The following is a 13,074-nucleotide window of genomic DNA, read 5'->3' as shown; positions in this document are numbered from 1 at the left end:
ATTTTCCTTATTTATAGCTATTTTTAATCTCTTCAGTAATCCAATCGACAAAGCATTTCACTTTGGTACTTTCCGCCATTTGTGGAGGATAAACCACGTAGAATGCTTTTTCATCGTAAACATTGGTCATTAACGGCTCAACCACCGAACCTTCTTCGATCTCATCTTGAGCAAGCATTCGGTTTGCGACCACGACGCCCTGTCCATGTTTTGCTGCTTGGATGCCCATTGAGGTTGTACCGAACATCGGGCCTGTTTCGATGTCCATCTCTAGCTTGAGATGCTCTACCATCTGTTTCCATTTGGTGGAAGAGCAAACGTGGATCAAGTTTTTACCCGCTAGATCTTCTGGTCTTTCAATTGGGTTATCTTTCAAATATTCGGGCGAAGCGAGCAGCATAATGCGCGCTTTTACCAGCTCAATCGCTTCCAAATTGTTCCAATTACCGTTGCCGTAATAAATCGCAACATCGGTATCTTTGCCGAATAAGCCTTCATCTTGTGGCATGGTGGTTAAACGCACTTCAATATCTGGATAGCGTTGGTGGAAATCATTTAAACGTGGTACAAGCCAGTGCATACCAAATGAAGGCGTGGTGCTGATTGCCAAAATTTGGCGAGCAGTTTTAAGTTTGACCTTTTCCGTTGCTATCGCGATTTTCTCTAAAAGCGGTTGAATTTCAGCAAAATATTGCGAACCTACTTCAGTAAGTTCAAGTAAACGATTTTTACGATGAAAGAGTTTCACGCCTAAAAAATCTTCCAAAATTTTAATTTGATGGCTCACTGCAGCTTGAGTTACAAAAAGATCTTCCGCTGCTTTTGTAAAGTTAAGGTGGCGCGCTGCCGCTTCAAAGGCTTTTAACGCATTGAGTGGTGGGAGTTTTTTATTCATAAAATTTCCTTTTTCAGCTTGAAACGCCACTTATAAAGGCGCATAATCAAGCTCGTTTTTGCTATTCCTAATGAAATAGCGTTTCTTTATTATCCCTGCTATTATTGCATTATTTTTTCTAATAGTCTAAATAAAAATTTCTCGCTTGTTTAACTGCTCCGATATCTCTATAATCCTTGCCGTACTTAGACGGATAGTGATAGTAATTTTACTATTTCTAATTTTAAGTATGATGTTGTGTTTGCATATTGGTCTAGGAAACTAGACTAGAGTAAAAACCTTTGATTTTTACTCATTTCACTTCCTGTATATTTTTTAAACCCTTTTGGTTTTATGCCCCTCACTTTGAGGGGCTTTTTTTATGGTATCAATTTAGGTTTTATCTATGCAATCCTTTATTAAACAAGCTAATGCCTTTAGTTCAGCCAGAAAACCGTTTTTCTTCTTGATTGATTTTGAACAAAAGCAGCCCGTTTTGCTGCCATTAGCAGAATGCTCCTCACATCAAATATTTTTTCAATTTCCGACCTGCAATAACGTTTCATTCTCTGATTTTAATAAGCAATTTGAATTTAGCAGAAGACCATTAAAATTCGACCGCTATCAAACTGCCTTTGAATTGGTAAAAAATGAAATTCAAAAAGGTAATAGTTATTTATTAAATCTTGCCTTTCCTACCCAAATTCAAACAAATTATTCGCTTAAAGAGATTTTTATTAAAAGCAAAGCAAAATATAAATTACTCTATCAAGATAAATTTGTCTGCTTTTCGCCTGAAACTTTTATTCATATTAAAGATAATAAAATCTATTCTTACCCAATGAAAGGCACAATTAATGCAAGTGAAGAAAATGCAAAACAAAGATTATTAGATTCAAAAAAAGAATTTGAAGAACATAACACCATTGTTGATTTAATTCGAAATGATTTAGCTATTGTTTCCCAAAATATTCAAGTGACAAAATATCGCTATGTTGAAAGAATTGAAACCCACCGTGGGGCAATTTATCAAACGAGTTCTGAAATTTGTGGCGAATTAGATGAAAATTGGCAGATAGAAATAGGCTCACTTTTGAGTAAGCTCTTGCCCGCTGGTTCTATTAGCGGTGCTCCTAAAGAGAAAACTATGCAGATTATTCAACAAGCCGAAGGTGAAAAACGAGGCTACTACACGGGTATTTTTGGTTATTTTGATGGCGAAAGTTTAGAAAGTGCGGTGGCAATTCGCTACATTGAAAAGAACGAGCAAGGTGAAATGCAATTCCGCAGCGGCGGTGGCATTACTTCACAAAGTAGCCTAGAAGAAGAGTATAAAGAAATTTTGGAGAAAGTGTATGTCCCTATTTCCTGTGTTTGAAACCATTGCGATTATAGATGGCATTCCGCAAAATTTAGCTTTCCATCAGGCAAGAATGGATAATACGATAGAGAAATTATTTCAGAAAACGTCGGTATTTAATTTAGAAGAAATTATACAGGTGCCAACAGAATATCAGAATGGATTGATAAAATGCCGAATTGATTATAATCAACAAGATCTTAATATTATTTTTTCGGTTTACCAAAGAAGAGAAATAAGAAACTATCAATGTGTTTATTTGGATAACTTAGATTATACTTTCAAATATACTAACAGAACAATATTTGAAGATATAAAGATGACAAAAGATGAGGCAGTTATTATTCAAGATAAAAAGGTTACTGATTGCCGAATTGGTAATCTGATTTTTTTTAAAGATGGAATTTGGTATGGCCCGAAAAATTATCTTTTAAAAGGTACACAATTAAGCCGATTATTAAGTGAAAATCGAGTTCAATTAAAAGAGATCTACACCGATGAAATTCATCAATATGAAAAAGTGATGATGATTAACGCTATGAACCCATTTGACGAGAGCCGAGCGATATCTACTCAGCATATTACTTTATAGACTAATACGCCATTCCCTTATAAAATAGAGAGGTTTTTAATCACAAAGAGGTTTTTATGAAAATTATTCTTTTAGGTGCACCAGGTGCAGGCAAAGGCACGCAAGCACAGTTTATTATGAACAAATTTGGTATCCCACAAATCTCAACAGGCGATATGTTCCGTGCTGCAATCAAAGAAGGCACAGAGCTTGGCAAACAAGCCAAAGCGTTGATGGACGAAGGTAAATTAGTACCAGATGAATTAACCGTTGCATTAGTGAAAGACCGCATTGCCCAACCAGATTGCGCAAATGGTTTCTTATTAGATGGCTTCCCACGCACCATTCCACAGGCAGACGCATTAAAAGAATCAGGCGTTAAAATCGACTTAGTATTAGAGTTTGATGTGGCTGATGAAGTGATCGTAGAACGTATGAGCGGTCGCCGTGTACACCAACCATCTGGCCGTACTTACCACGTGGTTTACAACCCACCAAAAGTGGAAGGTAAAGATGATGTAACTGGCGAAGATTTAATCATTCGTCCAGATGACAAAGCTGAAACCGTGTTAGAGCGTTTAGCGATTTACCACAAACAAACCAAACCACTTATCGCTTACTACACCGCTGAAGCCGAAGCAGGTAACACCCGCTATGAACGTTTAGATGGTACAAAACCAGTTGAAGAAGTGAGTGCCGAATTAGCGAAGATTTTAGGCTAATTTAATCTTACATTTGGGGCATAGTAAAACCATTTACTATGCTTTTTTTTCAGCCCTGTGCCTTATATCTCTGCCCTGAAGGACGGAGTTTTACGGCACAGGGCTGATAAAAAATACCTGTTTCTGAAATCATTCAAAAACAGGTATTGATTTTAAGTCATTAGATAAACTTCGTTATCTATTACCATTCAAAATTCACACCAACATTATAAGCAGCACCGCCTTGAGTAAATGCGATACCTGCTTTAGTTGCAACATGCTTGTTATAACGGTAACCTGTACCAATAGCAACCGCAGTTTGAGATTTATAACCACCAACAGCAGCCGTAAAGTTTGCTTTACCTACAGTATATGGTTGGAATAAACCTGTTAAAGCAGCTTGAGTAGCAAGACCACGTTTAAGATCTTTATCAAGTTTATTAACTCTATTATCTAAATGATCAAGGCGTTGATTGTGTGTTGCAATTGCCGCTGTGTTAGCTGCAATGTTAGCTCTGTTAGTGATAATGTTAGCTTTGTTAGTTGCAATATCAGCTTTGTTAGTTGCAATATCAGCTTTATTAGTTGCAATATCAGCTTTGTTAGTTTCAATATCAGCTTTGTTAGTTTCAATATCAGCTTTGTTAGTTGCGATTGCAGCTTCATTCACACCAATTCTATTACTGTGATTATCTAAACGAGCATTTTGAAGAACTTGTTTATTACGAGTATTTGTAATACGTGAAGCGTTTTTGTCAATGTCCTTACGATTTTCTGCTACAGTATGTTTGGTTACTGATAAATCTCCATGTAAATCATTTACTACTCCGTCTAGATTTGTGACTGCTTCATCAATTACTGTTGCTAGATCACCAATCGCTGCTTTATTTGCATCTACATCTGTTTTATCTGCTTTTTTCTCTATGTTGGTTTTATTTAAGCCAATATTTTGAGCAAGTAAATTAGCTGCTGCCGCCGCTCCATCTACTCTATTTTTCAAAGCATCTACATCTGCTTTATCTGCTTTTTTCTCTATGTTGGTTTTATTTAAGCCAATATTTTGAGCAAGCAAGTTAACAGCAGCAGCTGCTCCATCTGCTCTATTTTTCAATGTATCAACATCTGCTTTATTTGCATCAATGTCTGTACGGTTTGCTTCAATTGCTGGTAAGATATTATCTCTAATACCTTCTGATAACTCTTTAATATCTTGAGTATTAGCTTTAACGTCACGCTCTAAACCTTCTACATAATCTTGATCTGCTTTAGACTCTATATTAGTTTTGTTTAACGCAATATTTTGAGTAAGCAAGTCAACAGCAGCAGCTGCTCCAGCTACTTTATTTTTCAATGTATCAACATCTGCTTTATTTGCATCAATGTCTGTACGGTTTGCTTCAATTGCTGGTAAGATATTATCTCTAATACCTTCTGATAACTCTTTAATATCTTGAGTATTAGCTTTAACGTCACGCTCTAAACCTTCCACATAATCTTGATCTGCTTTATTGCTAACAATGTTTTCTACTTTAGTTAAAGAGTCGTAACCTTGAAGATTTTTAATTTCATCAATGGCAGCTTTGTTTGTTTCAATCGCAGTTTTATTCGCTTCAATTGCCTCTTTGTTCGCTGCGATATCCTCGCTATTTTGACTAAGAATATCGGTATTATTATTTACATCATCACGAAGAGTTTCTACGGCATCATTTAATTTACCTAAATCCTCTTTATTTGCAGCTGTTTCAGCTATACCATTAACTTTATCTTCTAGCTTACCTACATCTTCGTCAAGTTCGTCTACTAATGCTTTATCTGCTTTAGATTCTAATGCCGTTTTGTTTGTTTCAATCGCAGTTTTAATAGTCCCAAATGCAGCATCAAGTTGCCCATCTGCAGATGCATAAGTTGAAATAACACCACCTACAAATAATGCTATTGCAGTACGTTTTAAATTTCATAATATAGTCCTTATGTAAGGTAGTAAAAAATTTGAGTGATTTGCTCATAAAAATTATGAGCTTATCAGAGATACAATTCAAGCATAAAATTGTGATCTAGATCACAATTTTAAGTAAAAATATGCTAGAGCATTAATCTTTTTTAAATGGCAAAAGTCTAATAAAAAGCGGTTAAATTCCTCGAATTTTTTGCAAAACGTTCAAGAAATTTAGCCGCTTGGATTCGTTAATCAAATGTGATTAGTGTTGATTACTCACCGTAATACGCTTTTTTCATCAACTCTTCCATATCTTCAATCATCGCTAAGCGTGGGTTCGCTGGCGTACATTGGTCTTCGAATGCGTTTAACGCTAATTCACGCAATGAACCGATGAATTCTTTTTCATCGACACCTTGGTCACGTAAGGACATTTTCACGCCACAACGCACTGCCAAGTCGTGCACCGCTTTTGCATAAGATTCCACGGCTTCTTCTGGAGTTGAAGCTGGTAAGCCAAGCATACGTGCAATATCTTGGAAACGAATATCTGCTACATAGTTGGTATATTTCGGCCAGGTTGCCACTTTGGTTGGGCGTGTGCCGTTGTAGCGGATTACGTGCGGCAGTAAAATCGCATTGGTACGGCCGTGAATGGTGTGGAATTTACCGCCGATTTTGTGTGCCATTGAGTGACAGATACCCAAGAACGCATTGGCGAAAGCCATACCTGCCATTGTTGAAGCGTTGTGCATTTTTTCACGTGCGGTTTCGTCAAACTCTTTCACCGATTTTTCAAGGTTTTCGAAAACTAATTTAATCGCTTGTAAGGCTAAGCCATCGGTATAGTCGTTCGCAAGAATCGACGTGTAAGCCTCTGTTGCGTGAGTTAATACGTCTAAACCTGTATCTGCCGCAACGTGTGAAGGCACAGACATCACTAATGCTGGGTCAACAATCGCGATTGTTGGGGTTAATGAGTAGTCCGCTAATGGATATTTAATGTCGCCATCCGTAATTACCGCAAATGGAGTCACTTCAGAACCTGTGCCTGATGTGGTTGGAATGCCCACGAATTTCGCTTTGCGACCTAATTGTGGAAATTTGAACGCACGTTTGCGAATATCCATAAATTTTTGCACTAAATCGCGGAAATCTACTTCTGGTTGTTCATAGAATAACCACATAATTTTCGCTGCATCCATTGGTGAGCCACCACCTAATGCGATGATGGTGTCAGGTTGGAAGCTACGCATCAATTCTGTACCGCGTTGTACGGTTTGTAGGCTTGGGTTTGGTTCTACATCAGTGAAAAGCTGGATCATCACTTTGTTACGGCGTAGGCGTAATTGTTCGGTAATACGATCCACAAAGCCTAAATCTACCATTGAACGGTCGGTTACGATCATCACTTTGTGAACATCGCTCATGGATTTAAGGTATTGAATTGAGTCACGCTCAAAGTAGATTTTTGATGGCACTTTAAACCATTGCATATTATTTCTCCGTCTGCCTACACGTTTGATGTTAATTAAGTTCACTGCACTCACGTTGTTGCCCACGGAGTTTTTACCGTAAGAACCACAACCAAGCGTTAATGAAGGCAGGAAGGAGTTATACACATCACCGATACCACCAAATGTTGATGGTGAGTTCCAAATTACACGAATCGCTTTAACGCGTTCGCCGAAAGTTTTTGCTAATTCTGCATTTTGCGTGTGAATTGCCGCAGAGTGACCTAAACCGTGGAAGTTCACCATCGCTTCCGCTAATTCCAAGCCTTGTTCTGTGCTGTTAGATTTTAATAACGCAAGCACAGGAGAAAGTTTTTCACGAGTAAGCGGTTCGCCCTCTCCCACGAAAGCACATTCTGCTAAAAGAATGTTGGTTTTTGGTGGAACGGTAAAGCCTGCTTGTTCAGCAATCCACGCTGCTGGTTTACCCACCACAGCCGCATTTAATTTTGCACCAGCACAGTTTTCATCGTGAGCTTTATCCACGCCGAAAATGAATTTTTCAAGCAAGGCTTTCTCTTTTTTATTCACCAAATAAACGCCGTAAGATTGCATCTCTTTGATGAAATCCGCATAGATTTCTTTATCGACAATTGCAGCCTGTTCAGAAGCACAAATCATACCGTTATCGAATGATTTTGACATCACAATGTCGTAGACCGCTTGTTTCAGTTTTGCGGTTTTTTCCACATAAGCTGGCACGTTACCTGCCCCCACGCCTAATGCTGGTTTGCCGCAAGAGTAAGCCGCTTCTACCATTGCATTACCGCCAGTTGCAAGAATCGTTGCAATGCCAGGGTGTTTCATTAACGCAGAAGTGCCTTCCATAGATGGAACGGTAATCCATTGCACGCAGTTTTCTGGTGCACCCGCAGCGACAGCCGCATCACGTACAACTTGTGCCGCATGAGCTGAAGATTGTTGAGCAGACGGGTGGAAAGCAAAAACGATTGGGTTACGTGTTTTAAGGGCGATTAACGCTTTGAAGATAGTGGTTGAAGTTGGGTTGGTGGTTGGTGTGATACCGCAGATAACGCCGACTGGGTCAGCAATTTCAGTGATACCTGTTACATCGTCTTCACTGATCACTCCAGCTGTTTTTAAGTGACGCATATTGTTCACGACATATTCACAGGCAAACAGGTTTTTGGTGGCTTTATCTTCGAATACGCCACGACCCGTTTCTTCATATGCGTGCATTGCCAACACACCGTGTTTATCTAATGCCGCTACAGACGCTTTTGCGACAATGTAATCCACTTGCTCTTGGTTTAAATGACGGAACTCATCAAGGGCTTTCAAGCCTTTTTCAACAAGTGCATTCACTTCCGCTTGAGCATCATAAGGTTGAGCAGTTTGAGTTGCTTTAGCCATAGTTTGGTTTCCTCTAAAAATTAAAAATCTAAAATTCTTTAACTGATGAAATTATTATCCAACTGTAAAAGATTTGCACCTAAATTTACTCACTCACAAGAGGTATTTTTGATCTTAATCAAGAAGGTTTCAAGTGGTAAAAAAACTGAAACTAAAAATTTACAATTAGATAACTTTTAGGAAAAGCAAACGAGCAATTCAGCATGCTAACTGACATTTTCAAGCGGTCGTAATTTCGTAAACTTTTACAGAAAAAAGACCGCTTATTCCTTCTTCCACCTAGAAAAAACGCCCTTTTTGAGCTACAATCCCCACGATTTTTTACTAGATTTATGAGAAGAACAATGTCAAATCAAAAACGAAAAATGTTGGTCACTTGTGCCCTGCCTTATGCGAATGGGGCGATTCACTTAGGTCATATGCTTGAGCATATTCAAGCGGATATTTGGGTGCGTTTCCAACGTATGCGTGGCAACGAAGTGCATTTTGTTTGTGCAGATGATGCACACGGCACACCGATTATGCTTAATGCAGCAAAACAAGGTATTACCCCTGAGCAATTGATTGAAAAAGCGAAAACCGATCACGTTGCCGATTTTAAAGGCTTTAATATCAGTTTTGATAACTACCACTCGACCCACAGCGAAGAAAACCGTGAAATTACGACTGCAATGTATTTAAAGCTGAAAGAGAACGGTTTTATTAAAAGTCGTGTGATTTCACAGCTTTTCGACCCAGAAAAAGAGATGTTCTTGCCAGATCGCTTTGTAAAAGGGACTTGCCCGAAATGTAAAGCAGAAGATCAATATGGTGATAACTGTGAAGTCTGTGCATCTACTTATAGCCCGATGGATCTTATCAATCCACGTTCAGCCGTTTCAGGCGCAACCCCTATTGTGAAAGAATCAGAACATTTCTTCTTCGATTTACCAAGTTTTGAAAGTATGCTGAAAGAATGGACACGTTCTGGTTCACTTCAACCTGAAATTGCCAACAAAATGCAAGAGTGGTTTGAAAGCGGATTACAACAATGGGACATCAGCCGTGATGCGCCTTACTTTGGTTTCCCAATTCCAGATGCAGACAACAAATTCTTTTATGTGTGGTTAGATGCACCTATTGGCTACATGGCATCATTCAAAAATCTTTGCGATCGCACAGGCATTGACTACAACGAGTTCTGGAAAAAAGATTCAACAACAGAGCTTTATCATTTTATCGGTAAAGATATTGTTTACTTCCATAGCCTATTTTGGCCGGCGATGTTAGATGGCTGCGAACAACGTAAACCAACCAATGTGTTTGCTCACGGTTATGTGACTGTGGATGGCGTGAAAATGTCGAAATCCCGTGGAACCTTTATTCAAGCTAGCACCTATTTAAAACATATCGATCCAGAATGTTTACGTTACTATTATGCGGCGAAATTAAACGAGCGTATTGAAGATTTAGACTTAAGCCTTGAAGATTTTGTACAGCGTGTGAATAGCGACATCGTAAACAAATTAGTGAACTTAGCTTCTCGTAATGCAAGTTTTATTGCAAAACGTTTTGAAGGAAAATTAGCGGATAAACTTGAAGATGAAGTGCTTTTCGCAGAATTTGTTGCACAATCAGAGCAAGTTGCAGCACATTTTGAAGCACGTGAATATAATAAAGCAATTCGTTTAATTATGGATTTAGCTGACCGCGCAAACAAATATGTTGATGACAAAGCACCTTGGGTTATTGCTAAAGAAGAAGGTCTAGAAGCGGAATTACAAACCGTTTGTTCAATGGGTATTGAATTATTCCGTGTGTTAATGAGTTATTTAAAACCCGTTTTACCACAGCTTGCAGAACGTGCTGAAGCGTTCTTACAAACAGAATTAAGCTGGGAAACCATTGCCCAACCATTATTAGGCAAAACAGTTTCACCATTTAAATCATTGTTCTCTCGTCTTGAGAAAAAACAGATTGATGCGGTGATTGAAGAAACGAAACAGCTTTTTGCCGAACAAACTAAAAATGAACCGAAAAAAGGAAAACAAGCGGTGGAAAATCAAGAAAATTCTGCAATCGAACCGATTGCTCCAGAAATCACCATTGATGATTTCGCGAAATTAGACTTACGCGTAGCGAAAGTGATCAGCTGCGAAGCCGTTCCAGAGTCGAATAAATTGTTAAAATTCCAATTAGACTTAGGCGACCATCAACGCCAAGTGTTGTCAGGTATTAAAGCTGCCTACAACAACCCTGAAGAGCTGAACGGGCGTTTTGTAATTATGGTCGCGAACCTTGCCCCTCGCAAAATGAAATTCGGCGTATCAGAAGGGATGATTTTATCGGCAGGCACTGGCGGTGCGGATCTATTCTTACTTTCAGGCGATGAAGGTGTTCGCCCTGGTATGCAGGTGAAATAGGTTTTTGAGAGATGGTGGGAAATAGAAAATAGTTGTTATGATCTAATCCCAAAAGCATTTTCAATATAAGAGCTAGGTCTTGTAATTTACGAGACTTAGCTTTTTTACTATTACTTCTCTAATTTTCTTATCCCCAGAATCTCTCTTTTCTCTGTATCAAATTCTGCTTTCACATTAAACGCAACTGCTAAATTTTCTGCATTTAAAACCGCTTGTGTTTCGCCACTTGCAATAATTCTGCCTTTATTAAGCAAAATAATTTCATCACAAAATTGATAGGCAAGCGATAAGTGATGAATGGCAACTACACAAGTTTGATTTGGCGTAAGGGATTTTAGTTGCTCCATAATATCGATTTGGTAATAAGGATCGAGCGGAGCGATCGGTTCATCCACAAGTAACAATGGGGCGTTTTTTATACAACAGCGGGCGAGCTGCACTCGTGCTTTTTCGCCGCCCGAAAGTTTCTGAAATGATTTATCTAACAGATGCTCAACAGAAAATTTTTGTGCAATGCGATAAATGAGTGACTGCCCTTTAGTAAAAGAATGCGGCACCTCTAAACCTAGTGCAATTACATCATAAACACAAAGATCCCAATGAATATTGGTATTTTGAGCCAAATAAGCTATTTGCTGACTTCTCTGAAGAGCATTCATTTGGCTCAATTGGGTATTTTTGAGCCAAACTTCACCGCTTGTAATGGGTAAAATACCCGCTATCGTTTTAAGCAAGGTCGATTTGCCTGCACCATTCGCTCCCATAATGCCGATCAACTTTCCTTCAGGAAAAGAGCAGGTTATCTTTTTTAGTCCGTAAGGCTGAGAAAGATTCTCTATCTTTAACATCGCATCAACCCTAGAACGTTTTACTCATCTCAAAATAAACCCGATTTTTGTCATAGCTATAAAACGGGTGGTTACTGCTTACTTTCTGATATTGCCAAGTCACTTTTGGCGTCACACCAAAGAAGTGTAAATCACGATGCCAAAAGGTTAAAGCAGTTGAATATTCATCATTTTTTTGTATTTTACCGATTAAATCGGGCGCAGGATGAGCCTGATAAGTCCGTTTCGCATAAGAAAGGGAAACACGGCTTGAGATGCCCCAGCCCCACTCTTGCCCCCAGCCTAAACGAGCAGTGGTGCGTTGGTAAGCGTTGTCTTTATCGCGGGTATTTTCTCGGTTGTAATCTACGCCAACAAACCAATATTGCCCGCTTTTTGGTACATATAAGAGCGTGTTTGACCACAAATAGTTGTTGCCGTTTAAGTGCTTACGCCAATCATAACGCTGTTCGCCATATTCCAACACGCTTGAAAGTTGCCATTTTTCATTCAACCAGTAACTGCTTTCAAGCTGAACGCCTGAGTTTTTTGAATATTGTTTAAGCGATTCACTACCGGATGAACCACCCGCATACCAACGTTTTTCGGTAAATGGAGTGAGGGCAATTTCAAAACGTGCAGTTTGATATCCTAAGCCTGCACCTGCACGTACATTGAGTTCATTATATTTTTTGTTATTCCAATAATATTTACCCGAAGCATTCAGTTCCATTTTGGTGAAAAATTGATTTGGTAACGACCATTTTTTCTCAGTATTGAAGTAGTAAGAAAAACCTTGTGCACTCTCTTTTTTCCAGGCTTCCCAACTGCCTACTTTTGTACCCGCTTTCGGTGCGTTATTGATGTTAGTTTCATTAAGGAAGCTCATTCCACCGCTAAATTTCCACTGATCGCGTTTATTTAAAGCGGTCAAATATTGGTCGATAATTGCAACTGAATCGGGCGATAAATTTTCTGCACGCAATTTTTGGAATTGATCTTTAGCCGCCTCATTATTGTTATTTAAAAAAAGGGCTTGAGCGAGTTGATAACGCAAGGCAGGAATATCTGATTTTTGTGCAAAAAGAGAACGATAGCGTGCTACAGCATCCGCAAAATTGCCCTGTGATTTAGCAGAAATCGCCTCTGCCCAGTCACGCAAGAATGGATCTTGATTCGGCAAGTTTTTGTACATCGGCAGTAATAATTCAACCGCTTGTTCGTTGTTTTGCAACACAGCTGGAATTAACCCGCGCACAATTAAATCGGGGTGCTGAGCCAACTCTTCTTTGGTCATCGACACAGTGCCAGATTTCTCAGTTTGTTCAGGAACAGGAGCACTCTTTATTTTCGGCTGAGCAACTTGAAAATGTTCGGTCAGATCATTTTTAGGCTGGGCTACTTCAGCTTGTGCTAAAGCGGTCAGATTGATGCCCAAAATTGCAAATAAAACAGCGGGGGAAAATTTCATTTTTCTCTCTTTATATCTTAGGGAAATATTGCAAAAAAGGGGCA

General features: G+C 39.0%; 9 protein-coding genes. 4 read left to right on the top strand and 5 right to left on the bottom strand.

Going from position 1 to position 13,074, the window contains the following annotated elements; all coding sequences use genetic code 11:
* Positions 1–7: 7 nt before the first annotated feature.
* Complete coding sequence (locus B0184_RS00205; RefSeq protein WP_005709015.1) at positions 8–895, bottom strand: transcriptional regulator GcvA; 888 nt, start codon at positions 893–895, stop codon at positions 8–10.
* Positions 896–1,280: 385 nt separating this feature from the next.
* Between B0184_RS00205 and B0184_RS00200 the strand changes: the two genes are divergently transcribed.
* Genes B0184_RS00200 through adk form a run of 3 tightly spaced genes read left to right on the top strand, consistent with a single transcriptional unit; the run spans position 1,281 to position 3,527 of the window.
* The gene (locus tag B0184_RS00200; RefSeq protein ID WP_005709005.1) at positions 1,281–2,252 is read left to right on the top strand and encodes an aminodeoxychorismate synthase component I; all 972 of its coding nucleotides are present in this window, start codon (positions 1,281–1,283) and stop codon (positions 2,250–2,252) included.
* On the top strand, positions 2,230–2,826 hold the full coding sequence (locus tag B0184_RS00195; RefSeq protein WP_005708995.1) for an aminotransferase class IV family protein: 597 nt from the start codon (positions 2,230–2,232) through the stop codon (positions 2,824–2,826). Before B0184_RS00200 ends, B0184_RS00195 begins: the two co-directional genes overlap by 23 nt.
* 56 nt (positions 2,827–2,882) lie before the next feature.
* The gene (gene adk, locus B0184_RS00190) at positions 2,883–3,527 is read left to right on the top strand and encodes an adenylate kinase (protein WP_005709021.1); all 645 of its coding nucleotides are present in this window, start codon (positions 2,883–2,885) and stop codon (positions 3,525–3,527) included.
* Between the two features lie 181 nt (positions 3,528–3,708).
* Here the strand turns inward: adk and B0184_RS10775 are convergent, their stop codons facing one another.
* Together B0184_RS10775 and adhE are read right to left on the bottom strand one after the other, a co-directional pair.
* Positions 3,709–4,995 (bottom strand): YadA C-terminal domain-containing protein, encoded by a 1,287-nt coding sequence (locus tag B0184_RS10775; protein ID WP_232609932.1) that lies wholly within the window; start codon positions 4,993–4,995, stop codon positions 3,709–3,711.
* Positions 4,996–5,714: 719 nt separating this feature from the next.
* On the bottom strand, positions 5,715–8,330 hold the full coding sequence (adhE, locus tag B0184_RS00180) for a bifunctional acetaldehyde-CoA/alcohol dehydrogenase (RefSeq protein WP_005708291.1): 2,616 nt from the start codon (positions 8,328–8,330) through the stop codon (positions 5,715–5,717).
* 344 nt (positions 8,331–8,674) lie between these two features.
* Here adhE and metG point away from each other — a divergent pair, with 344 nt between their 5' ends.
* On the top strand, positions 8,675–10,732 hold the full coding sequence (metG, locus tag B0184_RS00175) for a methionine--tRNA ligase (protein WP_005708320.1): 2,058 nt from the start codon (positions 8,675–8,677) through the stop codon (positions 10,730–10,732).
* A 110-nt stretch (positions 10,733–10,842) separates the two neighbouring features.
* On the opposite strand, the gene B0184_RS00170 is transcribed toward metG, so the two are convergent.
* Positions 10,843–11,580, bottom strand: coding sequence for an ABC transporter ATP-binding protein (locus B0184_RS00170; RefSeq protein WP_005708310.1), 738 nt, complete (start codon positions 11,578–11,580; stop codon positions 10,843–10,845).
* 10 nt (positions 11,581–11,590) lie between these two features.
* Positions 11,591–13,030, bottom strand: coding sequence for a surface lipoprotein assembly modifier (locus B0184_RS00165; RefSeq protein WP_005708296.1), 1,440 nt, complete (start codon positions 13,028–13,030; stop codon positions 11,591–11,593).
* Positions 13,031–13,074 lie beyond the last annotated feature (44 nt).

The organism is Haemophilus paraphrohaemolyticus (assembly GCF_002015045.1).
Lineage (GTDB): Bacteria > Pseudomonadota > Gammaproteobacteria > Enterobacterales > Pasteurellaceae > Haemophilus_A > Haemophilus_A paraphrohaemolyticus.
The sequence above is the reverse complement of the archived record's forward strand: the minus strand, read 5'-3'. Positions and strand labels throughout refer to the sequence as shown.

Bases quoted from the DNA above. Each gene is read 5' to 3' on its own strand.
- B0184_RS00205 (WP_005709015.1), bottom strand. From the start codon at position 895: ATGAATAAAAAACTCCCACCACTCAATGCGTTAAAAGCCTTTGAAGCG.
- B0184_RS00200 (WP_005709005.1), top strand. From the start codon at position 1,281: ATGCAATCCTTTATTAAACAAGCTAATGCCTTTAGTTCAGCCAGAAAA.
- B0184_RS00195 (WP_005708995.1), top strand. From the start codon at position 2,230: ATGTCCCTATTTCCTGTGTTTGAAACCATTGCGATTATAGATGGCATT.
- adk (WP_005709021.1), top strand. From the start codon at position 2,883: ATGAAAATTATTCTTTTAGGTGCACCAGGTGCAGGCAAAGGCACGCAA.
- adhE (WP_005708291.1), bottom strand. From the start codon at position 8,330: ATGGCTAAAGCAACTCAAACTGCTCAACCTTATGATGCTCAAGCGGAA.
- metG (WP_005708320.1), top strand. From the start codon at position 8,675: ATGTCAAATCAAAAACGAAAAATGTTGGTCACTTGTGCCCTGCCTTAT.
- B0184_RS00170 (WP_005708310.1), bottom strand. From the start codon at position 11,580: ATGTTAAAGATAGAGAATCTTTCTCAGCCTTACGGACTAAAAAAGATA.
- B0184_RS00165 (WP_005708296.1), bottom strand. From the start codon at position 13,030: ATGAAATTTTCCCCCGCTGTTTTATTTGCAATTTTGGGCATCAATCTG.